Consider the following 24,168-nt stretch of genomic DNA (forward strand, 5'->3'; position numbering starts at 1 on the left):
CTCGCAGCAGCACCGTCACGTTAGGCTGACGCGGGGCGCCGGAGCGTCGTGTCGTACCGAATGGAGGGTGCTGTTCGATGGGGTTGTTCACACGGAAGCGTCGCGCGACTCGCAGGGCGGAAGCGAAGGCGCTGAGGACCAAGGCGAAGATCGAGGCCAGACTGGTCGCGAAGAATCGGCTCGAGAACGACCGGCGGGCAGCGAAGGCCAAGGCGAAGATCGACAAGAAACTCGCGAAGTCGCAGGTCAAGCTCGACCAGGAACTCGCGAGGTCGCAAGCCAAGGTCGAGAAGGAACAGATCGCGACCCTCAAGGCACAGAAGAAGGCCGCCGAGAACCAGGGGCTCACCGCGGCGAAGGTGCGCCGTTATCTCGGCGTCGCGCGTCTGCTCGCGCCGGTGCTCGTCCCGATCGTCTACCAGGCCGTGACGGCGCTGCGCGGTCAGCTCGACTCGCGTCGCGCGCAGCAGCTCGGGGTGCCGATCGAGGAACTGGGTTCGTTCACCGGTCACGGTGCCCGGCTCAGTGCCCGCATCGCGGGTGCGGAGCAGTCGCTCGCGAAGGTCGAGCAGCGCAACCCCAAGGACGCGGAGACGCAGAAGTTCGCCACCGCGACCCGCGAACGTCTCACCGATCTGACCGCCGCCGTGCAGACGGCCGAGCAGATGCCGGCCGCGCGCCGGAAGTCGGCACACGCGGCGATCTCGTCGGAACTCGACGGCATCGAAGCGGATCTGCTCGCGCGCCTCGGCGTGCGCTGACGCGGCCTGCACATCAGGAACGAGCACGACCGACAGTGACCAGGTATCCGACCGTTCTCGGCACCACCGCGGGCATCGCCACCGCGGTGCTGGCGGTGGCCGCCCACGGCGCCGCCGGCGGTGGTGTGCCGACGGGACCGGTCGCGGTACTGCTGGTCGCGGTCGCGGCGATCGTCGGGATCCTCGGCGCGCACCAGCCGTCGCTGTCCCCGCTCGTGCTCCTCGCCGGTGGGCAGGCGGCCACGCACGTCGCGCTCACCGTGCTGGTGCCCGGTCACGAACATCTGTCGGTGTCCATGCTGGGCGCCCACATGCTCGCCGTCGCCGTGTGCGCGGTGCTGCTCACCGCCGCGGCCCACGTGTACGCGGCGTGCGGCACCGCGCTGCGGGTCGTGCTGCTGCGCGGCCCCCGGGTCGCCGCGCCCGCCGTGCTCGCCCCGACCTCGTCGACCGACCGGCTCGTGTGGGGACGTGCACCCCCGGCCATCTCGCGGAGAGGACCACCGCTCGCCACGGCTGCGCTGTGACGATCGATCCTCCAACCACGAGAAAGACCCATACATGTTCGAGTTCTCCCGTCGCGCCCTCGTGGGCGCGACAGCAACCGCTGCGCTGATGGTCGCGGGCGCCGGCATCGCTTCGGCCCACGTCACCGTCGTCGCACCCGGAGCCGAGCAGGGCGGTTACACCGTCCTGACCTTCCGGGTCCCCACCGAGTCCGAGACCGCCGGCACGACCGCCCTCACCGTCGAGCTTCCGGGGCTGCGCTCGGCGCGCACCGAGCCGCTGCCCGGCTGGACGGCGACCGTCGAGAAGGATCCCGAGTCGCAGCTCGCGACCTCCGTGACGTGGACCGCCGAACCGGACGTGCAGGTCGGGCCGGGACAGTTCCAGCAGTTCGTCCTGTCCGTCGGGCCGCTGCCCGAGGAGGACGAGGTCGCCTTCCCCGCGATCCAGACCTACAGCGACGGCGAGGTCGTGGCGTGGGACGAGATCACGACCGGCGACGAGGAACCCGAACGTCCTGCCCCCAGCCTGACCCTCGCGGCGAGCAGCGGCGACGGGCACGGCGGCAGTGGTGACGCGCACGCCACCGAGACCGAGCAGACCGCCGGCGCGTCGGAGGACACCACCGACAGCACCGCGCGGTGGCTCGGCGGTATCGGCCTGGTGCTCGGTGCGCTCGGCGCCGCACTCGGCCTCGGCGCCGTGATCCGGGGGCGGCGGGCATGAAGCGCATCCTCGTTCTCCTCACCGCGTTGATCGCGGCGCTGACCCTGTCCGTCGGTTCCGCAGCCGCCCACTCGGTGGTGCTGTCGAGCTCGCCCGAGGACGGCGAGCAGATCGCCGAGGCACCCGATCGGGTGACCGTGACGTTCAACGAGAACCTGCAGGAGCAGTTCGCGGCTCTGACCGTCGTCGGGCCGGACGGCAACCTGTGGTCGAAGAGCGACCCGCTCATCGAGGGTGCGAACGCATCCGTCGAACTAGACGGTCTCGGCCCCGTGGGCGAGTACACGATCGCCTACCGGGTGACCTCCGCCGACGGACATCCCGTCAGCGGAACCCGCACCTTCACGCTCACCCAGGAGGGAACCGGCACGCCCGGTGAAGCGGCGTCCGGTGACACCGCGACCGGCGAGACCGGCGCGGAGTCGGGCGAGAGCGACAGCAGCGGACCTGCCGTGTGGTGGTTCGTCGTCGCAGGTGTCGTCGTGGTCGCCGCAGGTCTCGCCTTCGCGCTGCGCAAGCCGAAGGCCTGACCCGCATGATCCCGGAACGCCGGCAGTGGCTCGTCGTGGCCGCTGCCGGCGTTGCCTTCGGAACCGTCGCGGGCATCGCCGTGGCCGGTTCCCTCGCCCTGCCCGCCCCCTCGAGTTCGGTGCGGGCGATCGGGCTGTGTGTCGGCTCGACCGTGCTCGGACTCGCGGTCCTGGCCGTGATGGTGCAGCGGCAACGCCGTCCCGCGGTTTCCTCCGACACGCTGTGGCGGACGATCGCCACGCTCGGCGGTGTCTGGCTCGTGCTCGCGAGCATCGACCTCGCCTGGGCCGCGTCCACCGCGGCGGATGTTCCCGCCGCGGACCTGGACGTGGGGCGGTTCGGGCAGTTCGTCGGCACCACCACGGGACGCGTGGATGCGGCGGCATGGGTGTGCATCGCCGCGATCGTCGTCGTCGCCGCTGTGGCGTACCGCCGGTCGGCGGCGTGGTCCACCCTGCCGGTGCTCGTCGCCGCGGCGCTCGCGTTGATCGCCCGGCCAGTCACCGGCCACATGGCGCAGCAACCGCTGGGGTCGCTGTTCAACGCCGTGCATGTGCTCGCGGCCGCGGTGTGGTTCGGGGTGCTCGTGGCGCTGGCCGTCACCGTGCGGGGCCGCGGAGCGTGGGCGGAACTGCTGCCGCGCTACTCGCAGCTGGCCCTGCGGTGCGTGGTGGCGTTGGTGATCACGGGCGTGGTCGACGCGGCGGTACGGCTCGGCTCGGTCTCCGCGCTGCTGGGCACCGGCTACGGACGCGTCGTGCTCGCGAAGGCGATCGTGCTGTGCGCCCTGCTGGGGCTCGCGTGGAACTGGCGGAGCAACTGGCTCCCCGCTGCCGCGTCCCACCGTCTCCCGGAGGAGGAGTCGCTGCGCAACGCCGTCCTCGAGGTGTGCGCGATGTCGGTGGCGCTCGGGCTCGCGGCCGGATTGGCGACCACCGGCTGAGCCGTCACAACGTGGCCGCTCGTTCCAGGTCCTGCACGAACGAGCGGAACATGTCGTCGCGCTGCGATTTCGCCCGCAACACCGCCGACGGGTGCACGGTGACGACCACCGCCGGATCGCACGACCCGCACAGCTCCTCGGGCAGGTGCAGGACCTCCCCGCGGTGCTGTGTGAGCTTGAAGTCCTTACCGAGCAGCGACTGCGCGGCCGTGGCTCCGAGGCACACCACCACGTCGGGGCGGACGGCGTCGAGTTCGGCCTCGAGCCACGGCCGGCACGCCGCGACCTGCCCACCCGACGGTTTCTTGTGGATGCGTCTGCGGCCGTTGGCGGACCGGTCGAAGCGGAAATGCTTGACGGCGTTGGTCACGTACACCGTCCCGCGATCGATGCCCGCGCGTTCGAGGGCCTTGTCGAACAGGTGCCCCGCGGGCCCGACGAACGGTTCTCCCGCGAGGTCCTCCTCGTTGCCCGGTTGTTCGCCGACGAAGAGCATGCGTGCGTCGCGCACCCCTGCCCCGAAGACCGTCCGCTCGGCGGCCTTGTAGAGATCGCATCCCCGGCATCCCGCGGACGCGGCGGCGAGTTCGGCGAGGTCGCGGCTGTCGGGTACGTAATCCTGTGCGCCGGGATAGGTCACCATGGCTGTCGCATACCCGGCTTCACCGCGGTTGCACCAGTCGCTCGATCCAGGCGCGGCTGTCGGCGGGGTCGATGACGTCGTCGAGTTCGAAGCTCGTCGCCGCCTGCAGGGCCTTGCCCTGCTGGTAGGCGAGGGCGACGAGCCGGCCGAACAACTCCTCGCGCTCGCGGGGTGTCTCGGCGGCGTCGAGTTCCTTGCGGAATCCGAGACGCACGGCCCCTTCGAGTCCCATTCCGCCGATCTCCCCCGTCGGCCACGCGACGGTGAATTCGGGTGCGTGGAAAGATCCGCCGGCCATCGCCATCGCGCCGAGGCCGTAGCCCTTGCGGAGGATGATCATGCCGAACGGGACCGTCAGGCGTGCGCCGGCGACGAAGAAGCGCCCGAAGCGGCGCACGGTGGCGTCCTTCTCCGATTCCGGTCCGACCATGAATCCCGGTGTGTCGCACAGACTTACCACGGGCAGCCGGTGCGATTCGCACAGTTCCAGGAAGTCCGCGGCCTTGTCGGCGGCCTCGGCATCGATCGCCCCACCGAGGTGGGCGCTGCTGTTGGCGAGCACGCCGTAGGAGGCGCCTTCGACGCGCATCAGGGCGGTGACGATGCCGACGCCGTAGTCCGGGCGCAGTTCGAGCACCGATCCTAGGTCGGCGATCGCGTCGATCGCCGACCGCACGTCGTAGGCGCGGAGACGGTTCTCCGGCACCACATGTCGCGCGAGACGCGGGTCTGGTGCCTGCCGGTCCTCGTGCGGCGCGGTGAAGTACGCGAGATATCGCCGGGCGACGTCCACGGCGTGCGCCTCGTCGCGCGCCGCGACGTGCACGACGCCGTTGCGGCGTTGCACGTCGATCGGCCCGATGTCCTCGGGGCGGTGCACGCCGAGTCCTCCGCCCTCGATCATCGCGGGGCCGCCCATGCCGATGTTGGCGTCGGGGGTCGCGATGAGCACGTCGCACACCCCGGCGAGCGCGGCGTTGCCCGCGAAGCAGCGGCCGGAGACGACCGCGACGGTGGGCACGCGTCCGCGCAGCGACGCCATCGAGCGGAAGGTGGTCAGGTCGAGGCCAGCACCGGAACCGGCGTCGACGTCCCCGGGTCGCCCGCCACCACCCTCGGCGAACAGCACGAGCGGCACCCGCCGCCGGGCGGCGAGTTCGAGCAGCCGATCGGTCTTGCGGTGGTTGTTGCGGCCCTGGGTACCTGCGAGGACGGTGTAGTCGTAGGACATCACGACCACCTCGGCCCCGCCGATCCGTGCGGTGCCGCCGACAAGTCCGTCCGCCGGGGTGTTCGCGATCAGGTCCTCCTCGCTGCGGCGGCCGCGCTGGGCGGCGAGGACGAGCGGTCCGTATTCGACGAAGCTACCGTCATCGACGAGGTCGGCGATGTTCTCGCGCGCCGTGCGCCGGCCCCGCCCGTGCCGCTTCGCCACGATCTCGGGCCGCGCCGCATCGGTGGTGACCTCGTGCCTGCGGCGGATCTCGTCGAGGTCGGCACGGTCGGCGTCGAGGTCGGCCGCGGCGATGTCGTCCGTCGCGGTGTCCGTGTCGAGCACGCGGACCACCGCGAGCACGGTGCCCGGCTCGACGGTGCGTCCCGGCTCGACGAGCACACGTTCGACCACGGCACTGCCCGGTGCCCGGATCTCGTGCTGCATCTTCATCGCATCGAGCACGGCGAGCGGCGCACCGGCCGGAACGGTGTCGCCCGCGCGAGCGATCTCCACGACCGTGCCGACCATCTCGGCGTGCACCGCCTGTTCGTCGGCGCGCAGATCCGTGTACTCCACCGGTGCGGTCGGGGCGGTGTCGACGAAATCCGCGAGCCGCTCCCCCAGCCACGTAGTGCGGACATTGCCGGACCGGAACTCCTTGTCGTCCAGGATCTTCTGCAGGAGGTCGCGGTTGGTGCCGACACCGTCGACGATGAACTCGCCGAGTGCCGTCGACGCCTTGCGCAGCACGGCCACGCGATCGCCGGAACGCACGTACGCGACGACCTTGGCGAGCAGCGAGTCGTAACGCCCGGTCACCTCGAGGCCGGGCCGGCCGTGGGTGTCGACGCGGATGCCCGGTCCGGTGGGTGGCGTGAACGCGGTGAGCGTCCCGGCTGTGGGCAGGGCGATCCCGTCGGCGCGCGGCGTCTCGGCGTTGACGCGCACCTGCACCGCGATGCCCTGCGCCGCCGCAGGACGTCCGCCGATCTTCTTGCCGTCGAAAGTGATTCCTTTCGGGAGACCGAGTTCGTCGAATCCCGTCCCGCGAGCGACCGCGATCTGGGTCGCCACGAGGTCGACGCCGGTCACCTCCTCGGTGACGGTGTGCTCCACCTGGATCCGGGGGTTGACCTCGAGAAACACGAAACCGTCGTCGTGGACGAGGAATTCGACGGTGGACAGCCCGTGGCACCCGACGTGCCCGATCAGCCGGACGGCTGCGCCGTGCAGCGCCTCCCGCAGGGCGTCGGGCAGGTCGGGCGCGGGTGCGATCTCCACGAGTTTCTGGTGCCGGCGCTGCACGCTGCAATCGCGGTCGCCCAACGCTACCGCGCGGGTACCCGACCCCGACTCGGCGGCCACGACCTGCACCTCGACGTGGCGGGCACGCTCGACGAGCACCTCGGCGTACAGCCGGTCGTCGTCGAAGGCGGCGTGTGCTTCGGCGGCGGCGAGCCGGAGCGCCTCGTCGAGATCGGCGGCATCGCGGACCACGCGCATGCCGCGACCCCCACCACCCGACAGTGCCTTGACGACGATCCCGCCCGGACGGTCGCGCAGGAAGGCCCGCACGGACTCCGGATCCGTCGTCTCGACGGCAGCGGTCACCGGGATGCCGAGTTCCTCCGCCACCGAGCGGGCGGCCCGCTTGTCGCCGAGGACGCGCAGTGCTTCCGGGGACGGCCCGACGAAGGTGAGTCCGGCGTCCGCACAGGCCTGCGCGAAGGCGGCGTTCTCGCTGAGGAATCCGTAACCGGGATGCACCAGCGTGCACCCGGTCGCTCGGGCGACCCCGATGATCGCCCCGGGGTCGAGATAGGCCGAGGGACCGGACTCCGGTAGGGCCTCGGCTCGCGTGGCGGCGCGGACGTGCGGAGCGTCGGCGTCGTCCGCGGCGTGGACGGCGACGGTGTCGAGTCCGAGGTCCCCGGCCGTGCGGACGACACGCAACGCGATCTCACCCCGGTTGGCTACGAGCAACATCGACGATCCTTCCCTCGGCAGCGGTTGTATCAACTCCTACTCCGGTCGGCACCCGCACCGCAGACCGCCGTCTCACGCAACGACCACGGGACGGTAGCGCAGGGCGCGACCGAGACCGAGCGCCATCAGCACGGACGTGATCGACGCCGTCGCCATGATCGCGGCGAGCACGACCACCTGGAACCGTCCGGCCTCCACCGGCGACAACCCGCCGAAGATCGCGCCGACGAACGCCCCGGGCAGCGTCACCAGACCGGTCGTCTTCGTCTGGTCGGTCGACGGGATCATCGCCGCGTGCACGGCGAAGCGTGCGGGTGAGAGTGTCGCCTGCCGCATCGTCGCGCCGAGTGCGAGCCAGCCCTCCACCTCGGGCCAATGGTCGTCGACGGTTTCGTGGAAGCGGCGACCGGCGAGGGCCGCGACCGTCATGGTGTTGCCGATGATGATGCCGCCGAGCGCGAGCGCGTAGCGCGGGGTGGCCTCCACCGCGCCGGTCGCGAAGACGACACCCGCCGAGACGAGCACGCCGGTCAGCATCGCGGCGGCCGTCACCCCGCGCACGACGGCCTCGCTCCCGATGCGTCGGCAGGCCGTCCACCACGCGACGGTGAACATCACGACGAGCACCACCGCGACCCACCGGGCGTCGGTGATGACGCCGGAGAGCACGACGCTGATGAGCGCGAGTTGCACCGCGCCGCGGGCGATGGCACCGACGGGCGCGAATCGGTGCGGTACCCGGAACGCCCACAGCACCGCCGACGAGATCACGGCGAGGGCGAGGATGCCGATGATCGTGGGGATCAGGACGGTCGGGTCGATCACAGGGTCGACGTTAACGTCCCGGTCGCCGGGTGAGGCCCTATCGTCGCTCGGGCGCGGCGTGCGGCAGATCCGCGGTGGACGCCACGGGCCAGTGCAGCGGATCGGGGCCGAGCGTGCGGAGCTGCTCCACCTGCTCGCGGCACCACACCGACACCTCACGGCGTCCCTCGACGACGTCCTCGGAGAACTCCGTCCAGTCGGCCCATTCGGTGTCGTGCACCTCCGACGGTTCGGGGGTGGGCGCCGGCCCGTCGTAGAGCACGCGGAAGACCGGGCAGATCTCGTTCTCCACGATGCCGTTGTCCATCACCGCGCGGTAGCGGAAGGACGGGAGGACCACCTCGATGTCGTGCACGTCGAGCCCGAGTTCCTGACGCAGCCGGCGGCGCACGGCCTCGGTGAGCGGCTCGTCGGGCGCCGGATGACCGCAGCAGCTGTTCGTCAGGACACCGGGGAAGGTCGACTTGTCCAGGGCGCGCCGGGTGAGCAGAACGTTGCCGCGGGGGTCGAAGACGTACGACGAGAAGGCGAGGTGCAGCGGGGTGTCGGTGGTGTGCACCGTGGCCTTCGGCTCGATCCCGACCGCGCGGCCTGCGTCGTCGAGCAGCACGACCTGTTCCATGTGATGTCCTGTTCTGTATTCGTGTCCGAATGCCGGCTCGGCCGGGCGGGCCTCACCGGCCGAGCGGCGCGGTGGGCGTCCCCAGTCTCGACCGTGAACGCAGCGTGGTCCAACCGGCCGAGGCCAGCCGCGGTGCCGCCACCGACAATCGCCGGCGCCGCGACACGCGTGCGCGCTGGTGGAGTACCCGGTATCCGCTCTCTTCCACCGCCCGCAGGATGTCGCCGTAGAGGACGAAGGCGGTCCGCATCGCGGGGCGCACCGTGGGGTCGAGCAGGTCGATGCCCGGTTCGGCCACACGGTAGATCGAGCGGGTGTGCGCGATCAGGTGCGCGAGGGCGCGTTCGAGCCGCACGTCGCGCTGCCCGGTCCGGCGGCAGTGCCACAGCAGGTCCTCGTCCACGTCGAAGGCGGCGAGGATGTCGGTGGGCAGGTAGATGCGGTCGCGGTCGAGGTCCTCACCCATGTCGCGGATGAAGTTGGTGAGCTGGAAGGCCTCACCGAGTGCGGCGGCGGGAGCCTCGGCCCGTTCGCGTTCGCCCTCGATCCCGAGGATGGGCAGCATCTGCAGCCCGATGACGGCGGCCGAGCCGTACATGTACTCCGACAGTTCGTCCATCGTGCGGTACCGCGACCGGAACAGTTCGGTGCCGGGGATGTCCATCCGCATCGACCGCAGGAAGGCGTAGTAGTACTCGTGCGGGATGTCGTACCGCTGCGTGGTGTCGACGAGGGCCCGCAGCACGAGACCGAATTCGTCGTAGGTCGGCGGCCTGCCCCCGAGCGCGTCGGACAGACGGCGTTCGAGCGCGTCGAGAACCGGTGCCGCGTCGACCGGTTTCACGTCGACGATGTCGTCGACCATCCGCGCGAAACCGTAGAGGGCGTGCACCCCGGCCCGTTTGGACGCCGGGAAGATGCGGGTCGCGAGGAAGTAGGTCTTGCCGTGACGCCGGTTGAGCTCACGGCACAGCTGATACGCCTCGTGCAGATCGGGATCGATCCCGTCGAGTTCACCCATGAGCAACCGCACCTGCTTCCATCGGAATCGACATCGTCGTAGGCCCGGCAGTCGCACCACCGGAGATACGTTCTGCGGCAAGACGTCCGGAGATGAGCACGGTCGGGACGCCGACACCCGGCGTGGTACCCGACCCGGCGAGGACGACATTGTCGACGCCGTGCACGAGGTTCGGGCGGCGGAAGGGCCCGGTCTGCCGGAACAGGTGCGCCGCCGAGAAGGGGCTGCCGTCGAGCATGCCCTTGTCGGCCCAGGTCTGCGGGGTGTCGATGTGGTCGACTCGCATCGAACTCGCGAGTCCCCGATAGCCGCGCTGCTCGAGGACCTGCTGGATCTCCCGCATGTACGGCCTGCCGAGTCGGTCCCAATCGAGGGGTGCGGCAGCGAGATTCGGGCACGGAGCCAGCACCGAGACCGGTTCGCACTCGACACCGCCGCGCACGACCCGCAGGGACGGATCGGTCACGGCAGGTCGCGTGATGAGCAGGGACGGATCGGCCATCAACCGGCCGCGGCCGCGCGGTGCGGTGATCCGCGCGAAGGTCTCCGCCCACTCCTCACCGAAATCGATGGTGTGGTGGGAATCCGGCCAGGCCTGCGTCACCTCGGTGGGCACCGTGCCGTGGAAGACGACGGCCGAGGGCGACGCGACGGTGGCGTTGCGGGCGCGGCGGCGCGGCGGGACCCCGGCGCGCAGCAGCAGGTCGTCGACCACGGGCAGGTCCACGGTGAGGACGACGGCGTCGGCGGCGAACTCCCGGCCGTCCGCGGAACGCACGCTCTTCGCGCGGCCGCCGTCGACGCGGAGTTCCGACACCTCGACCCCGGTGTGCACGGTGCCGCCGTTGCGGACGAGCGCATCGACCATCGCGGCGGCGATGGTGGACATGCCGCCCCTCGGGAAGTAGACGCCGAGCGAGGTGTCCATGTGGGCGATGGCGCCGTAGACCGCCAGGGCCGTCGACGGTGCGGTGCCCGCGTACAGGGCCTGGAAGGTGAAGATTCGCCGGAGCCGGTCGTCCCGGATGAACGACCCGACGCGCGATCCGAGCCGGCCGAAGCCGCCGAGCCGGATGAGGTTGGCGGTGTCGCGCAGCGCCGCGGGTGTCGACACGAGGTCGAGCGGCGAATCGAAGTTGGAGTCGATGTAGCGGTCGAACTCGGCGTCGAAGATCGACGCGAGCCAGCGGCGCAGCCGCCGGTATCCGCCGGCCTCCTCGGAACCGCACACGCGCGCGATCTCGGCGGTCATCTCGTCCGGATCGGAGTACACGTTCAGGGCGGTGCCGTCGGCGAAGCGCGCGTGGTAGCCGGGTGCGAGCGGGGTGAGGTCGAGCGCCGGGATGGTCGAGTCGAAGGATTCCCCGACGGCCGCGAGCGCGTCGGCGATGAGGTTCGGCATCGTCAGCACACTGGCGCCGTTGTCGATGTCGTAGAGATGCCGCCCGTCCTCGAACACCGGGTACGTACCCACGCGACCACCGACCGTGTTCTCGCGTTCGAGGACGGTGACGCGCTTGCCGGCACCGGTGAGGTGGAGCGCCGCGGACAGTCCCGCGAGGCCCGCACCCACCACGACGACGGACTCGACGGAGCCGCCGACGGACCTCACGCCTTGCCTCCCTGCGCGCGCGGGGTCGTCTGCTCCGTGCGCGTGCGTGCTTCCATGAACAGCTGGAGGAAACCTACGGACGGGTGCGGGTGCGGGTGCCGATTCTCGTTCTGCCGGGTTTCGTAGTTGGGCATGATCGGTGTTCCTCTGGTCGTCGCCTGAGCCGCGTGGGCGTGCGTAGTGGTTCGTGTCGGTCGGTTCGGGTGACGGCCCTCACGCCGTCTCTCCCCGTATTCGGAGCCCGTCGTCGAGCGGATGGGTCGGGTCTGCGGATTCGTCCCGGCCCTGGACGGGCGCGATACGGTCGAGGTATGGCTGCCCGCAAGACCGCTGTACTCCGACGGCCGTCGGAGACCGACGACTACCTCTACGAACCCGTCGATCGCAGGATCAGAGGTGAGTGGTTCGGCCGGACGGTGGTCGACAGCACCCGGGCCGTGCTGGTGTGGGCACCCGGCAAGCCCGTTCCGTTCTATGCCTTCCCCCGCGAGGACGTCCGGCTCGACCTGATCGCGGCCTCCCTGTCACCGAGCCGCTCCCGACAGGACGTCTGGCAGTGGTACGACATCGTCGTCCGCGACCATCGGGCCTATTCACCGGTCTGCCAGCTCGACGTCGACGGTCTCGACGACCGTCTCGTCTTCCAGTGGTTCCGGTGGGGCGAGACCGGGCCGGGCGACGACGTCGACGAGGGCGAACGGTGGTTCGAGGAGGAGACCGAAGTGTTCACCCATCCACGCGATCCCTATCACCGCGTCGACGCCCTGCGCAGCTCCCGGCACGTGCGGGTGACCATCGGCGACGTCGTGGTCGCCGAGACCCGCAACCCCGTACTCGTGTTCGAGACCGGCCTCCCGACCCGCTACTACCTCCCTCCCGAGGACGTCGACTTCTCGGTGCTCGAGGAATCCGAGTGGCGGACGAGCTGCCCCTACAAGGGCGTCGCCCGGTACTGGTCGTTCTCCGGCACACCGCCTGCCGAGAACGTCGCATGGTCGTATCCCGAGCCGTTCCCCGGCATGGAGCCCATCGAGGGATACGTGTGCTTCTACGACGACGCCGCGGAGATCACGGTCGAGGAGTGAGTGCGTCGGCTGCGGGACGCAGCGCTGCCCCGATCCCCGAGCCGCGGGCCTGGCGCGCACTGGCGGCCCTGTGCGTGGGTCTGTTCATCACCCTGCTCGACCAATCGCTCGTCGCGGTGTCGCTGCCGCGTATCCGCGAGGATCTGGACGCGAGCATCAACCAGGTGGTGTGGGTGTCGGCGGCCTATCTGCTGACCTTCGCGGTGCCGCTGCTGGTCACCGGTCGTCTCGGCGACCGTTTCGGTCAGCGCAACGTCTACCTGGTGGGCATGGCGATCTTCACGGCCGCGGCCTTCGCGTGCTCGATGGCTCCGACGATCGAGTGGCTGATCGCGCTGCGTGCGGTGCAGGGGCTCGGCGGGTCGCTGATCAACCCGCAACCGCTGAGCATCATCCACCGGATCTTCGCGCACGACCGGCGCGGTGCGGCCACCGGTGTGTGGAGCGCGGTGGCCAGCTCGGCGGGTCTGTTCGGGCCCGTCCTCGGTGGGGTGCTCGTCGGTACCGGTGGGTGGCGGTGGGTCTTCTTCGTCTACATCCCACTGGGCCTGATCTCTCTGGTGATGGTCGCGCGGTACGTGCCGAAACTGCCGACCGGGGCGCGTCGCATCGACGTGCTGAGCGCCGTCGTCTCGCTGGTCGCGGTCACCGGCGTGATCTTCTCCCTGCAGCAGGGTCCCGATGTCGGCTGGACCGTGTGGGTGTGGGTCGTCCTCGGTATCGGGATCGTGGCGTTCGGGGTGTTCGTGCGTCTGCAGCGGACCGCGGCGGCCCGCGGCACCGAGGCGCTGGCCCCGCTCGGGTTGTTCACCCGCCGCAACTTCACCCTCGGGGTGACCGCCGTGGCGACGCTGGGTTTCACGGTCTACGCCGTGAACCTGCCGATCATGCTCTACCTGCAGGTGGGTCAGGGACTGTCCGCGCAGGTCGCAGGTCTGATGCTGGTACCGATGGGCGTGATCTCGGTGATCATGGCGCCCTTGATCGGGCGGGTCACCGATCGGGTTGCGCCGGGCCGGATCTCCCGGATCGGTTTCTCCGCGATGATCGCGGCGATGCTGTCGTTCGGTGTGGCGATGCATCTCGAGGCCACCGTCGGCTGGCTCCTGATCCCGATCGTGCTGCTCGGTTTCGCGAACTCGTTGTGCTGGGCCCCGAACTCGACGATCGCGTTGCGCGACCTGCCCGGTGACCTCGTAGGCGCCGGATCGGGTGTGTACAACACCGCCCGGCAGGTCGGTGCGGTACTCGGTGCGGCCGCCCTCGGTGCGGTGATGCAGATGGGTGAGGGGACGCTCGGGTTCGGTGCCGCGATGGGCAATGCGGTGTTGCTCCCGGTGGTCTTCCTCCTGGTGGGACTGGTGGCGGTCTCCCGTTTCCGAGAGAGTTCCACCGTCACCAGCGCAACGGGTGCGTGAGCAACCGTCATCGGCGCAACGGGTGCGTGAGCAACCGTCATCGGCGCAACGGGTGCGTGAGCAACCGTCATCGGCGCAGCAGGTGCGTGACCAGGCGTCCGCCTTCCTCCAGGGACATGTGGGGAAGATAGGCACGACCGACCGCGATCCCGATGGTCGGCAGCGCCGCCGGGTCCGGGAACACCATGTACAGCGGGCGGTAACGGGGCTGGAACTTCGCCTTGAACGCCAGCAGCGAGCGGAATCCGTATACCGGTTCGAGCGTGCGGCCGAGCAGATCGAGCAGGGCGTCGAGGGCTCCTCGGTCGAGTCCGGACCCACCGTCCATACTCGCGAGGGGCGCCCCCGACAAGCTCAGGAATTCGAGGCCCTCGTCGGCGGCGGACCGTGCCGCGGACGCGATGAGGAATTCCATGGCCGGCCGGAAGCCGTCCGAACGTCGCCGCATGAAGTCCAGCGTCAGCCCGACCACCTTCCCGTCCCGGTGGACCGGCATCCACGACGTGATCGCATGGACGTGGTCGTTCGCGTCGACCGCGAGCAGCAACCGGACTTCGGGATCGCGCAGTTCGGCGACTCCTCCGAGCGTGAACCCCATCTCTGGCAGTCCCTTGTCGGCCACCCATTCCTCGGAGATGTCGACGATCTGCTCGGTCACCGACAGCGGCGCGGCGGCGAAGGTCGTCCATCGCGCTTCGATCCCGTCCTTGGCAGCACGGTTGAGGGCGGTGCGGACGTCCTGGAACTTCTTGCCCTTGAAGGCGAGGTCCGCGAGATCGACGACGGTCTCCTCACCCACCTGCAAACAGGTCCAACCGTGGTCCCGGGCGATCGTCGCCGTCTCCTCGCCCACCGAGTACAGGCACGGTGTCCATCCGTTGCCGAGGCAGTACGCCGCGAACTCGTCGATCGTCTCGGTCATCGAGGCGCGCTCACCGATCGGATCCGTCGCCGTCAGGGCGACACCCGAGTGGACCCGATACGCCACGGCGTGCCTGCCGTCGGTGCCGAACCAGTACCGATTCCCCGCCCAGGTGGTCATCCACGACATCGATCCGCCGCCCGGGTCGTGCAGGAGTTCTCGCACCCGCTGCTCGTCGCCGAGGTCGACCCCGGCAGGGGGCACGAGGAAGCTGCGCCACAGGAGCACGCAGAAGGCGACCCAGACGATCACGCCGATCCACTCGAACAACAGGGTGGCGGCGGTGTCGAGGGGCATCACGGGAGGCTCGAAGAGCTGGAGGTAGACCGGTGGAAGGAGCCGGCGCGGCGCGTCGCGGAGCAAGGTGCCGATGCCGGGATCACGATCGAACCCGTCCGCCACCAGCGTGCCCACCACCACGTACGTCATGAGCGCGATGCCTGCGGCGGCTGCGGTTCCGGCCCATACCCGGCGATAGGTTCCCTGCGGTGCACGGACATCGAACAGGGTGCGGGTCAGCAGTAACAGGGCGAGCACGGAGACCAGCGCGAGGAGTGGCGCGAGTTCCATGGATACGGAGCTGTGCCGGTGGATTCCGTACAACAGGGAGCGGGTCTCGTCCTGTTCGGTCACGCGGACGATCGTGCTCGCGGCGGCCACGACGATCAGCACGATGTGTCCTCCGACCGAGAGGAACCATGCTGCCCGCCGCCCTCGACGCAGTCCTTCGGCACCGATCAGCAGCAGTACCGACGGCATGAGATTCGCGACGAGCGGACCTGCACCGGAGAGCCGAAGGGCCTGTTGCCCTTTCCGGCACTCGTCGTGCAGCGCGGGATCGGCACACACCTCGACGAGTTCTCGCGGGGTGTAGGGAACCTGCTCGAACAGCTCGCGTAGCGCGGACAGCGGTCCGATCGAGTGTGGGGAGAGCGCCGCGAAGATCGGGCCGAGCACGCTCGCTGCGACCACGAGCGCGACGAGCGTGCGGCGCTCCCGGATGGTGCCGCCGAGCACAGGACGGCGCACACCGCGTCCGAACAGGAGCGGGCCGGCGAGCAACCCGGCCAGCGCGACGGTCACCCTGTTCACGTCCTGCAGGTGTCCGGCGAACAAGGCTGCGGTCACCAGGAAAACCAGCAGGAGTGTCCGGATGCGGCGACGCCACAGGGTGCCCATCGCGGTGGTGGAGGCGAGCAGGACGCCGAGCACCCACGCCAGCGGGTCCTCGGTGAGGTGGGTGTGCAGCTCCCTGCCCCACAGGTTCGGCACCAGGGAGGCGACCTGAGCAACGAGCAATGCGAGTGCCGCGCCCAGGCCCTGTGAGACGAGCGCGGCGAGCGTGAACCTGCGACTGCCGATGCGACGTTCGACCGGCACCGCGACGGCGAGGATCGCAATGCTTCCGAGCACATACTCACCGGGACCGGAGGCGAACAACCCTGAAGTCCACAGTGTCCACAGGTGGCCGTCGGTGATATTCGGGATCCCGAGCGACATCTCGGATGCCGTTGCGTGCGACGGCCCGTTCCTCACAGAACCGGTGACGACCGCCAGGAACCAGGTCAGCACGAGCAGTCCGCACGAGACGGGCGCCCGGAGCACCACCGTCCCGGTGCGGGACATCAGCACCCCCGCCCCTGTGCGGCGCATCAGTTGCCGAGCCCGAGCCGTTGTGCGAGCCATGGCAACTCCTTCTCGAGCCCTGCGGACCACAGGGCGAAGCTGTGTGTGCCCGGCAGTTCGGTGAGGTGGACGTCCATCCCCGCGCTCCGAGCCAACGAAGCGAGTTGTTCCACCCCGGCACGGTATTCGGAATCGTCGAGTCCCACCACGAAAGCACCGGCGGAATCGGGATACCGATTGCGTGCGAGCAGGTCGGCAGGATTGTTGCGCGCGAATGCTTCCGCATCACCACCGAACACGTCCCGGATCGTCGACGCCCGGTCACCGATGGTCGGCTCGGCCTGTCCCGACATGTCCAGAAAGGTCGGGTAGACATCTGGCCGGGTGGTCGCGAGTTGCAGTGCGCACGTTCCGCCGTACGAGAGTCCGCCCACGGCCCGTGCCCGTGGGTCGTCGTCGACCTGCAGGTCGTCCCGTACCCACGCCGGAACGTCGACGGCCAGATAGGTCGCCACGTTGCCGAGATGCGAGTCGGCGCACAACGGGTTGTCGAACTGACCTCCGGTGCCGTCCGCGAGCACGACGACCGGCGCCAGGCCGTGATGCTGCGCGGCATAGGCGTCCATGGTGGACGGGAGATGTCCGCCCACGAGCCAGTCCTCCGGACTGCCGGGCTGTCCGGCGAGCAGTACCAGCACCGGCAGTTCCGGTCGTGGATCCGAGAAGTAGGCCGGCGGAAGGTAGACGCGGGCTTCCCGCGCCCGGAATCCGGAGACTGTTCCGGGAATTGTCACAGAGGTGACCGCACCGGTCGCAGGCAGATCGTCCGACGCCGACCAGTCCTCCACCGGCACGGTCTGCGATGCCCGGAGGGAGGGGTCGTCGAAGGGGACGGTCCGGTAGTCGCTGATTCCGAGAACAGTCCGAACGGTGGGATAGGCGTCGTAGACCGCGTCGATCCGGCCCGCGGCGGAGATCACGACGAGTACCGCAGACACCACGAGTGCCGTCGCGACGAGTGGTCGGGCCCGGTCGCGACGTCGCACGAACCATCGTCCGATCAGTAGGGAGACGGCGAGCAGTGCCGTTGCCGCCCACCCGTACACCGCCCACGGCAGACGATCCGGGAACGGTTTCCACACCTTCTCGATCAGGAGCGCGGCTACCACCGTCGAGCCGAGGGCGGCGGTTACTGCGAGGGGTACTCCGTGTGCGAACCACACCCGGTAGCGGCGGAGGAGCAACACGATCAGACCGATGACCGTGAGGATCGCGAACACCGCGGTCGCCGTGGGGGTGGTGAGCGGTATTCCCAGCACTCCGTTCACCATCCTGGTCGAGGACATGGCGATCAGTATGCGCGGCCTTACACCCACCTGTCCGACATCACCGTCGAGACCATCGCAGAACAAGCGGAGGTTTCTACACGCACGCGCTGATCGCCGCTACGGCGGCCGGTGCGGTGCTGTTCGTCGCGGTGGAACGACGCGTCGCCGAACCCGCGATCGGCTGGTGCTCCTGTCGACCCTCGGCGCGGACACCCCGATCTGGGTGCTGGGCTGCTGGTTCGCCGTGCTCGGCATCGGATTCGGCACGTCCATGCAGCTTCTCGTGCTGATCGTGCAGAATTCCGGTTCTCGAGGCGTACAACGACGCGCTCGTGCCGATCTACCTGTACATTGCGCCGCTCGTGGTGGTCGCCGGGGTCCTGCTGTGCCTCGTCGTCGAGAAACCCCTCGCGACCACCATCGCGTGGAAGAGCGATCCGGCTCCTAGCGACCCGGCAGCCACTGCATCGACTTGACGAAGGGGGCGAGCACCTTCGCCCACACCCGCCGCGGAAGTCCGCGCGGGCCGTCGAGATTGAGCAGGCGCGTCGTCGCGATCGTCTGCGCCTCGGTGTACTTGTACAGGCCCTCCGCGCCGTGGCGGCGTCCCATGCCGGAGATGCCCATACCGCCCATCGGTGCATCGGTGCTGCCCCATGCCGGGGCGTATCCCTCGTCGACGTTCACCGTGCCGGCACGCACCCGCGCGGCGATGGCCTCGCCCTGCGCCTTCGTCGCGCCCCACACCGATGCGTTGAGCCCGTACTCGGTGTCGTTGGCCTCGCGGATCGCTTCTTCGACATTCTCCACCGGATAGATCGACACCACCGGGCCGAACGTCTCGTTCCGGTAGCACTCGGCGTCCTCGGGCACGTCGGTGAGCACGGTGGGTTCGAAGAACAGCGGTCCGAGGTCGGGCCGCGTCTTCCCGCCGGCGACGACGGTCGCGCCCTTGGCGACGGCGTCCTCGATGTGCCGGGTCACCGTCTTGACCTGGCTCTCGCTGATGAGGCAGCCCATCTCGGTACCGAAGTCGTAGTCGGGACCGAGCGACATCTCGCGCACCCGTGCCCCGAACATCCGGATGAACTCGGGGGCGATCGACTTCTCGACGTAGATCCGCTCGATCGAGATGCACAGCTGCCCGGAGTTCGAGAAGCATGCCCGCACGGCGGCGTCGGTGACCTCGCGCAGGTTCACCCCGGAGGTGACGATCATGGGGTTCTTGCCGCCGAGTTCGGCGGAGAACCCGATCAGGCGCCGGCCGGCCTGCTCGGCGAGCAGACGTCCCGTCTCCGACGAACCCGTGAACATCAGGTAGTCGGTGCTCTCGACGATCGCGGTGCCCACCACGGTGCCGGGACCGGTGACCACGGCGAAGACGTCGCGGGGGACCCCGGCCTCGTAGAGGAGTTCGACGACGGCGAGCGCGCAGTAGGGCGTCTGGCTGTCGGGCTTGAGCACCACGCTGTTGCCGGCGAGCAGGGCGGGGATCGCGTCGGAGACGGCCAGCGTCATCGGGTAGTTCCACGGCGCGATCACGCCGACGACGCCCTTGGGATGGTGCAGGACGGTGGTCTTCGTCAGGACCGGCAGCATGCCCGTGGCCTTGCGGGGGCGCAGGAGCTTCGGTGCGACGCGCGCGTAGAACCGCGCGGTCATCGAGATGTCGAGCACCTCTTCCTGCGCGGAGACACGGGACTTGCCGGTCTCGGCCTGCGCCATGTCCATGAGCTGCTCGCGTCGGGACAGCACGAGCTCGCGGTAGCGGTGCATGATCGCGGCGCGCTTCTCGACGGGCAGCTTCGCCCACGCGACCTGCGCGATGCGGGCCCGGTCGATCGCGGCCTTCGCGTCATCGGCCGTGCCGACCGGCACGGTGGCCAGCTCCCGGCCGGTGAACGCCTCGACGACGGGGCGGGTGGTCCGCTCGGCGGCGTCGGGGATCGCGATGAGGTCGGCAAGACGCTGGAAGGTCGCAGCGCTCGGAGCTGGCATGTTGCACCCCTACCGGTGAGTAGTACTTGCAGTTTCACTAAACCTACCCGGGTGCGTGTGTGCTGTCACACAGGCGTGGCGTCGAGGCCCGTCTCCCGATCGTCGCGTCGCTCGGGACCTGCTTCGACGATCCCCTGAGCGACCTCCGCGAGGGGGACGTTGCTGTCCTGCGAGAGCCGGCGCAACAGTTCGAAGGCCGCAACGGCATCGATACCGAAACGCTCCATGATCATGCCCTTGGCCTGCCCGATGATGTCGCGGGTCGCCAGGGCGGACGCGAACTGTCCCCGACTGCGGGCCGCGCTCATCGCCATCGCGGCATGAGCGGCCAGGACCTCGGCGGTCGCCTCCGCCGGAGGACCGAACGCCTCGGCTTTCGCAGAGAACATGTTCAGCGCTCCCATGCTCTCCTGATCGAGATACAGCTGGAACGACAAGGTACTGAGTACACCCGCGTCCACCGCGGCCTTCGCGAAACGCGGCCAGCGGGTCTCCGTCCGCAGGTCTTCGGAGCGCACCACGAGATATTTGAAGCTCGCATCGAGGCACGGACCTTCCCCGAACTGTTCCTGGACGTCGTCGAGATGCTCGGCGAGTTCCGACGTCGCGGCGAGAGAGCGGAAATGCTTCCCTCCGGTCACGATGAGGACGTCGGCGCAGTCGGCCCCCTCCACCAGTTCGACCGCGGCCGCGGTCACGCCGCGCAGGGTCTCGTCGAGATCGGCCGGATGGTAGAAGCCGCGAGCGAGCTGGGCCATACGCCGCCCGAGATCGCCCGCTTCCGACGCACGTGTCATGGGTTCATCCCTTCTCCACCGAGTTCGCAACCCCGCGGATCCGCCGACCGTATTGCCCGATTCAGCGAGCTCTACACCGCCGTCCTCCTCATCGGAACACGACTTCTTCCATTTCTACCCCGATAGTCTGGACTGATGGATCCGCCGGTGACCCGGTATCTACCCCGCGATGGTCACAATCCGGCCTACGGGGTGGCCGGAACCGGCCCCACCGACGTCGTGTGGTTCTTCGAGGTCCAGATGCATCTGGACCTGTTGTGGACCGATCCGTACATGCACTCGCTCTTCGAACGCCTCGCCACCTGTTCGCGCGCCGTCTGTTTCCAGCGCCGCGGTTTCGGGCTCTCCGATCCCGTCGACCACGTGCCCACGATCGAACAGCAGGCCGAGGACGTCCCCGCCGTCATGGACGCCGAGCAGATCCGGCACGCCACCCTCATCGAGGATCGGCCCGATCACCCAGGAAGCCGGCGTGGGAACCCTGGTGCTCTCGCACATGGTCCCGGGCAATCGGCCCGATTCCACCTGGGAAGGATGCGGCGCCGGATTCGACGGGCGCCTCGTCATCGGCCACGACCTCGACGTGATCGGCGTCGGAGCCCCGGCCTGACCCCGTGCGCCGGAGCCCCGGCCTGACCCCGTGCGTCGGAGACGCAGCGTGAGCCCGTTCTATTCGCCCGTGTAGAACGCACTCGTCCGCTCGGCGGCTGCGCGTGCCTGTTCGGGGTCCTCGCCCGCGGCGATGTCGGCCTCGCACCAGCCTTCGCTGCTGTCGCGGACGAACTGCAGACCTTCCTCGGACATCGACCAGGTCTCGAATTCCTTCGGATCCACCGTTTCTCCCGATTCGATGTGCAGTCCGAGTCCGAGAAGCGCCTGGTCCCAGCCGATACCGACTGCGCCCGGACCGTACTGCTCCCAGTGCTCGTCGGGGTGGGCGATGTGCGTCAGTTCCAGGCGCGCCCGGTCTCCCGGTTCGGGCAGGACCGACACCTCGATCCAGCTCATGCGACCAGCGAATTCCCAGGTGGCCGTGAACGTCCGGGGCGGTTCGCAGGTGAGGACCTCACCGCCGGCGTTGCCCTGGAGCTGGTACCGGCCACCGACCTCGAGGTCGCCCTCGACGGGCAGGAACCAGCGGGGGATGCGCTGCGGGTCGGTGCACGCCTCCCACAGGTCCTCGGCGCTCGTGCGGTAGCTGCGCGAGATCGTGACGACCTTGGCCTCGTGGTCCTCGACGGTGCGACGACCGACCGTGCGGCGACTCGTCTCGTTGCTCTTGATCACGTTCTTCATGAGGATTTCCTTCTCTCGTCGGAAGCAGGGAGCGCGGGCGGGACGGCGTCGCGGCTCCGCCGCTTACGCTTGCCGCGCGCGATCTCGGTCTCCAGGGCGTCCAGCGCCGCGAATACCGGCGTATGCAGACCCGCGAGCCAGTCCTCGAGTTCGACGAGGACCTCGGGATCGAGTTCGTAGTAGCGGCGGGTGCCGTCTTTGTGGACGGCGGCGAACCGCTGGTCGCGCAGGATCTTGAGATGTTGCGAGACCGCCGGCTGGGAGATCGAGAACTCCCGGCCGATCGCCGCGACGATTTCACCGGCCACCTGCGGACCGCCCGCGAGCAGTTCGAGAATGCGGCGGCGAACCGGATCTGCGAGGACCTCGAACCCGTGCATGGACCAACTATATAAGTTCCTACTTATATTCACCAGAAGGACGGTTCCGCTACCTAGACTGCGACATATGACGACAACGACGCGCGTCTCCGAGGAAAAGGTCGACCGAGCGGTCATCGACGAACGGGCCCCCTCGGTCGCCCGCCTGTTGCTCGATCGAGTGGCCGCCACACCCGACGCCGAGGCCTTCCGCTACCCCGACGGGAAGGACGGCTGGACGTCGGTCACCTGGGAACAGACCGGGGATCGGGTACGACTGCTCGCGGCCGGCTTGATCTCCCTGGGTATCGAGGCCGAGGACCGCGTGGCCCTCGCGTCGTCCACCCGCTACGAATGGGTGATCGGCGACCTCGCCGTCATGTGCGCGGGCGCCGCGACCACCACCGTCTACCCCACCACCCACGCCGACGACGTCGCGTTCATCGTCGCCGACTCCGGCAGCCGGATCGTCATCGCCGAGGACGCCGGGCAGGTCGAGAAGCTCGTGAGCCACCGCAGCGATCTGCCCGAGGTGGCGAAGGTCGTGGTCGTCGAGGGCACCGGCGACGGTGATTGGGTCATCAATTTCGACGAGCTCGCCGACCTGGGCCGCGGCCTGCTCGCCGAGGATTCCGGAGCGGTGCTCAACCGCATCCACAGCATCAGGGCCGAGCACCTGGCCACCCTCATCTACACCTCGGGTACCACCGGCAAGCCGAAGGGCGTGCGCCTGCCGCACTCGGCGTGGACCTACGAGGCCGCCGCCATCGACGCGCTGCACATGCTCAGTTCCGACGACCTGCAGTATCTGTGGCTGCCGCTGTCGCATGTCTTCGGCAAGGTGCTGCTCACCCTCCCTCTGCAGATCGGCTTCCCCACCGCGGTGGACGGACGTGTCGACAAGATCGTCGAGAACCTCGCGGTGGTCCGCCCGACCTTCATGGGTGCGGCCCCGCGCATCTTCGAGAAGGCCCACGCGCGCGTCGAGGGAATGATGGAGGAGGAAGGCGGCGCCAAGAAGAAGATCTTCGACTGGGCCGTAGGCGTGGGCCGGAAGGTGTCGAAGGCGAAGCAGGCCGGCAGGTCGCCCGGACTGCTGGACAAACTGCAGCACGGCCTCGCCGACAAGCTGGTCTTCTCCACCATCCGCGAACGCTTCGGCGGTCACCTGCGGTTCTTCATCTCCGGTTCGGCGGCGCTCAACCCCGAGGTCGGCGAATGGTTCGACGCCGTCGGCATCCCCGTCCTCGAGGGTTACGGACTCACCGAGACCTCTGCCGCGACGTTCGTCAACCGTCCCTACGCCAACCGCATCGGCACGGTCGGCTGGCCCGTCCCGGGCACGGAGGTCCGCATCGCGGAGGACGGCGAGGTGCTCGTCCGCGGCCCCGGTGTGATGACCGGCTACCACAACCGGCCCGACGCGACCGCCGAGTCGCTCTCCGACGACGGATGGTTCCACACCGGCGACATCGGCAGCCTCGACGACGAGGGCTACCTGCGCATCACTGACCGCAAGAAGGACATGTTCAAGACGTCGCAGGGCAAGTACGTCGCCCCGTCGTCGCTGGCAGCGACCTTCAAAGGCATGTGCCCGTACGCGTCGGAGATCGTCGTCTACGGCGAGGGCAAGCCCTACTGCGTGGCGCTGGTGGCGCTCGATCCGGAATCCGTCGGCGAGTGGGCGAACAAGAACGGTGTGAGCGGATCGTTCGAGGACATCGCACGGCACGACAAGACCCACGATCTGATCTCCGGATACATCGACGAGCTGAACCTGCAGCTCAACCGGTGGGAGCAGATCAAGAAGTTCACGATCATCGAGCGTGAACTGTCGGTCGAATCGGGTGATCTGACGCCGAGCATGAAGCTGCGCAGGAAGGTCGTCGTCGACAACTTCGCCGACAGGCTGGCAGGCCTCTACGAAGGGTGACGGCCTATCCTGG

At 69.2% G+C, this 24,168-nt stretch carries 24 protein-coding genes; 10 read left to right on the plus strand and 14 right to left on the minus strand.

Annotation, left to right across the window (positions count from 1 at the left end; all coding sequences use genetic code 11):
• Window positions 1–77 precede the first annotated feature (77 nt).
• From NVV99_RS11375 to NVV99_RS11395, 5 genes are read left to right on the plus strand one after another with little or no spacing between them, the layout of a single operon-like run.
• Complete coding sequence (locus tag NVV99_RS11375; RefSeq protein ID WP_024102631.1) at window positions 78–761, plus strand: DUF6474 family protein; 684 nt, start codon at window positions 78–80, stop codon at window positions 759–761.
• Window positions 762–796: 35 nt separating this feature from the next.
• The gene (locus NVV99_RS11380; protein WP_024102630.1) at window positions 797–1,288 is read left to right on the plus strand and encodes a hypothetical protein; all 492 of its coding nucleotides are present in this window, start codon (window positions 797–799) and stop codon (window positions 1,286–1,288) included.
• 34 nt (window positions 1,289–1,322) lie between these two features.
• A complete protein-coding gene (locus NVV99_RS11385) occupies window positions 1,323–1,994 on the plus strand; it encodes a YcnI family protein (protein ID WP_024102629.1) in 672 nt (223 codons plus the stop codon).
• Window positions 1,991–2,524 carry a copper resistance CopC family protein gene (locus tag NVV99_RS11390; protein WP_024102628.1) on the plus strand — a complete coding sequence of 178 codons (534 nt, stop codon included), beginning with the start codon at window positions 1,991–1,993 and terminating at the stop codon, window positions 2,522–2,524. Before NVV99_RS11385 ends, NVV99_RS11390 begins: the two co-directional genes overlap by 4 nt.
• A gap of 5 nt (window positions 2,525–2,529) precedes the next feature.
• Window positions 2,530–3,468 carry a copper resistance D family protein gene (locus tag NVV99_RS11395; RefSeq protein ID WP_024102627.1) on the plus strand — a complete coding sequence of 313 codons (939 nt, stop codon included), beginning with the start codon at window positions 2,530–2,532 and terminating at the stop codon, window positions 3,466–3,468.
• A gap of 4 nt (window positions 3,469–3,472) precedes the next feature.
• On the opposite strand, the gene NVV99_RS11400 is transcribed toward NVV99_RS11395, so the two are convergent.
• The 7 genes from NVV99_RS11400 to NVV99_RS11430 all read right to left on the minus strand — a co-directional run bounded on the left by NVV99_RS11400 (window position 3,473) and on the right by NVV99_RS11430 (window position 11,527).
• Window positions 3,473–4,111 carry a UdgX family uracil-DNA binding protein gene (locus NVV99_RS11400; RefSeq protein WP_024102626.1) on the minus strand — a complete coding sequence of 213 codons (639 nt, stop codon included), beginning with the start codon at window positions 4,109–4,111 and terminating at the stop codon, window positions 3,473–3,475.
• A gap of 19 nt (window positions 4,112–4,130) precedes the next feature.
• The gene (locus NVV99_RS11405) at window positions 4,131–7,313 is read right to left on the minus strand and encodes a carboxyl transferase domain-containing protein (RefSeq protein WP_024102625.1); all 3,183 of its coding nucleotides are present in this window, start codon (window positions 7,311–7,313) and stop codon (window positions 4,131–4,133) included.
• Between the two features lie 72 nt (window positions 7,314–7,385).
• Window positions 7,386–8,138 (minus strand): ABC transporter permease, encoded by a 753-nt coding sequence (locus NVV99_RS11410; RefSeq protein WP_024102624.1) that lies wholly within the window; start codon window positions 8,136–8,138, stop codon window positions 7,386–7,388.
• Between the two features lie 37 nt (window positions 8,139–8,175).
• The gene (gene idi / locus NVV99_RS11415) at window positions 8,176–8,760 is read right to left on the minus strand and encodes an isopentenyl-diphosphate Delta-isomerase (RefSeq protein WP_024102623.1); all 585 of its coding nucleotides are present in this window, start codon (window positions 8,758–8,760) and stop codon (window positions 8,176–8,178) included.
• Window positions 8,761–8,812: 52 nt separating this feature from the next.
• Window positions 8,813–9,781: a phytoene/squalene synthase family protein gene (locus NVV99_RS11420; protein WP_024102622.1), complete on the minus strand. Its 969-nt coding sequence runs from the start codon at window positions 9,779–9,781 to the stop codon at window positions 8,813–8,815.
• Window positions 9,774–11,393: a phytoene desaturase family protein gene (gene crtI, locus NVV99_RS11425; RefSeq protein WP_024102621.1), complete on the minus strand. Its 1,620-nt coding sequence runs from the start codon at window positions 11,391–11,393 to the stop codon at window positions 9,774–9,776. Before crtI ends, NVV99_RS11420 begins: the two co-directional genes overlap by 8 nt.
• On the minus strand, window positions 11,390–11,527 hold the full coding sequence (locus tag NVV99_RS11430; protein ID WP_024102620.1) for a hypothetical protein: 138 nt from the start codon (window positions 11,525–11,527) through the stop codon (window positions 11,390–11,392). The genes crtI and NVV99_RS11430 overlap by 4 nt, the downstream gene beginning before the upstream one ends.
• A 177-nt stretch (window positions 11,528–11,704) precedes the next feature.
• On the opposite strand from NVV99_RS11430, the gene NVV99_RS11435 reads away from it, so the two are divergent.
• Window positions 11,705–12,478, plus strand: a complete 774-nt coding sequence (locus NVV99_RS11435; RefSeq protein ID WP_019290393.1) for a DUF427 domain-containing protein — start codon at window positions 11,705–11,707, stop codon at window positions 12,476–12,478.
• Window positions 12,475–13,896 (plus strand): DHA2 family efflux MFS transporter permease subunit, encoded by a 1,422-nt coding sequence (locus tag NVV99_RS11440; RefSeq protein WP_041803511.1) that lies wholly within the window; start codon window positions 12,475–12,477, stop codon window positions 13,894–13,896. The genes NVV99_RS11435 and NVV99_RS11440 overlap by 4 nt, the downstream gene beginning before the upstream one ends.
• Window positions 13,897–13,963: 67 nt before the next feature.
• Here NVV99_RS11440 and NVV99_RS11445 read toward each other — a convergent pair whose 3' ends face one another.
• Window positions 13,964–16,504 (minus strand): bifunctional lysylphosphatidylglycerol flippase/synthetase MprF, encoded by a 2,541-nt coding sequence (locus tag NVV99_RS11445; protein ID WP_242411669.1) that lies wholly within the window; start codon window positions 16,502–16,504, stop codon window positions 13,964–13,966.
• Window positions 16,471–17,790: an alpha/beta hydrolase family protein gene (locus tag NVV99_RS11450; RefSeq protein WP_033097879.1), complete on the minus strand. Its 1,320-nt coding sequence runs from the start codon at window positions 17,788–17,790 to the stop codon at window positions 16,471–16,473. Before NVV99_RS11450 ends, NVV99_RS11445 begins: the two co-directional genes overlap by 34 nt.
• A gap of 314 nt (window positions 17,791–18,104) precedes the next feature.
• On the opposite strand from NVV99_RS11450, the gene NVV99_RS11455 reads away from it, so the two are divergent.
• A complete protein-coding gene (locus tag NVV99_RS11455; RefSeq protein WP_024102617.1) occupies window positions 18,105–18,248 on the plus strand; it encodes a hypothetical protein in 144 nt (47 codons plus the stop codon).
• Here NVV99_RS11455 and NVV99_RS11460 read toward each other — a convergent pair.
• The 3 genes from NVV99_RS11460 to NVV99_RS11470 form a co-directional block, all read right to left on the minus strand.
• Window positions 18,217–19,770, minus strand: a complete 1,554-nt coding sequence (locus tag NVV99_RS11460) for a succinic semialdehyde dehydrogenase (protein ID WP_024102616.1) — start codon at window positions 19,768–19,770, stop codon at window positions 18,217–18,219. The genes NVV99_RS11455 and NVV99_RS11460 overlap by 32 nt on opposite strands.
• A gap of 65 nt (window positions 19,771–19,835) precedes the next feature.
• Window positions 19,836–20,567, minus strand: a complete 732-nt coding sequence (locus tag NVV99_RS11465) for a GAF and ANTAR domain-containing protein (protein WP_024102615.1) — start codon at window positions 20,565–20,567, stop codon at window positions 19,836–19,838.
• 159 nt (window positions 20,568–20,726) lie between these two features.
• Window positions 20,727–21,026: a hypothetical protein gene (locus tag NVV99_RS11470; RefSeq protein WP_041803509.1), complete on the minus strand. Its 300-nt coding sequence runs from the start codon at window positions 21,024–21,026 to the stop codon at window positions 20,727–20,729.
• A 13-nt stretch (window positions 21,027–21,039) separates the two neighbouring features.
• On the opposite strand from NVV99_RS11470, the gene NVV99_RS11475 reads away from it, so the two are divergent.
• Window positions 21,040–21,177: a hypothetical protein gene (locus NVV99_RS11475; protein WP_019290400.1), complete on the plus strand. Its 138-nt coding sequence runs from the start codon at window positions 21,040–21,042 to the stop codon at window positions 21,175–21,177.
• 59 nt (window positions 21,178–21,236) lie between these two features.
• Here the strand turns inward: NVV99_RS11475 and NVV99_RS11480 are convergent, their stop codons facing one another.
• Together NVV99_RS11480 and NVV99_RS11485 are read right to left on the minus strand one after the other, a co-directional pair.
• Complete coding sequence (locus tag NVV99_RS11480) at window positions 21,237–21,863, minus strand: SRPBCC family protein (RefSeq protein ID WP_024102613.1); 627 nt, start codon at window positions 21,861–21,863, stop codon at window positions 21,237–21,239.
• The gene (locus NVV99_RS11485) at window positions 21,860–22,243 is read right to left on the minus strand and encodes a helix-turn-helix transcriptional regulator (protein WP_024102612.1); all 384 of its coding nucleotides are present in this window, start codon (window positions 22,241–22,243) and stop codon (window positions 21,860–21,862) included. The genes NVV99_RS11480 and NVV99_RS11485 overlap by 4 nt, the downstream gene beginning before the upstream one ends.
• A gap of 67 nt (window positions 22,244–22,310) precedes the next feature.
• Between NVV99_RS11485 and NVV99_RS11490 the strand changes: the two genes are divergently transcribed.
• A complete protein-coding gene (locus NVV99_RS11490) occupies window positions 22,311–24,155 on the plus strand; it encodes a long-chain fatty acid--CoA ligase (protein WP_024102611.1) in 1,845 nt (614 codons plus the stop codon).
• Window positions 24,156–24,168: the final 13 nt, after the last annotated feature.

The organism is Rhodococcus sp. PAE-6 (genome assembly GCF_025290685.1).
GTDB classification, from domain to species: domain Bacteria; phylum Actinomycetota; class Actinomycetes; order Mycobacteriales; family Mycobacteriaceae; genus Rhodococcus; species Rhodococcus pyridinivorans.

Excerpts from the sequence above, each read along its gene's own strand:
- NVV99_RS11375 (WP_024102631.1), top strand. The coding sequence starts at position 78 with ATGGGGTTGTTCACACGGAAGCGTCGCGCGACTCGCAGGGCGGAAGCG.
- NVV99_RS11385 (WP_024102629.1), top strand. The coding sequence starts at position 1,323 with ATGTTCGAGTTCTCCCGTCGCGCCCTCGTGGGCGCGACAGCAACCGCT.
- NVV99_RS11390 (WP_024102628.1), top strand. The coding sequence starts at position 1,991 with ATGAAGCGCATCCTCGTTCTCCTCACCGCGTTGATCGCGGCGCTGACC.
- NVV99_RS11395 (WP_024102627.1), top strand. The coding sequence starts at position 2,530 with ATGATCCCGGAACGCCGGCAGTGGCTCGTCGTGGCCGCTGCCGGCGTT.
- NVV99_RS11400 (WP_024102626.1), bottom strand. The coding sequence starts at position 4,111 with ATGGTGACCTATCCCGGCGCACAGGATTACGTACCCGACAGCCGCGAC.
- NVV99_RS11405 (WP_024102625.1), bottom strand. The coding sequence starts at position 7,313 with ATGTTGCTCGTAGCCAACCGGGGTGAGATCGCGTTGCGTGTCGTCCGC.
- idi (WP_024102623.1), bottom strand. The coding sequence starts at position 8,760 with ATGGAACAGGTCGTGCTGCTCGACGACGCAGGCCGCGCGGTCGGGATC.
- NVV99_RS11420 (WP_024102622.1), bottom strand. The coding sequence starts at position 9,781 with ATGGGTGAACTCGACGGGATCGATCCCGATCTGCACGAGGCGTATCAG.
- NVV99_RS11430 (WP_024102620.1), bottom strand. The coding sequence starts at position 11,527 with ATGCCCAACTACGAAACCCGGCAGAACGAGAATCGGCACCCGCACCCG.
- NVV99_RS11435 (WP_019290393.1), top strand. The coding sequence starts at position 11,705 with ATGGCTGCCCGCAAGACCGCTGTACTCCGACGGCCGTCGGAGACCGAC.
- NVV99_RS11445 (WP_242411669.1), bottom strand. The coding sequence starts at position 16,504 with ATGGCTCGCACAACGGCTCGGGCTCGGCAACTGATGCGCCGCACAGGG.
- NVV99_RS11450 (WP_033097879.1), bottom strand. The coding sequence starts at position 17,790 with ATGTCCTCGACCAGGATGGTGAACGGAGTGCTGGGAATACCGCTCACC.
- NVV99_RS11460 (WP_024102616.1), bottom strand. The coding sequence starts at position 19,770 with ATGCCAGCTCCGAGCGCTGCGACCTTCCAGCGTCTTGCCGACCTCATC.
- NVV99_RS11465 (WP_024102615.1), bottom strand. The coding sequence starts at position 20,567 with ATGACACGTGCGTCGGAAGCGGGCGATCTCGGGCGGCGTATGGCCCAG.
- NVV99_RS11480 (WP_024102613.1), bottom strand. The coding sequence starts at position 21,863 with ATGAAGAACGTGATCAAGAGCAACGAGACGAGTCGCCGCACGGTCGGT.
- NVV99_RS11485 (WP_024102612.1), bottom strand. The coding sequence starts at position 22,243 with ATGCACGGGTTCGAGGTCCTCGCAGATCCGGTTCGCCGCCGCATTCTC.
- NVV99_RS11490 (WP_024102611.1), top strand. The coding sequence starts at position 22,311 with ATGACGACAACGACGCGCGTCTCCGAGGAAAAGGTCGACCGAGCGGTC.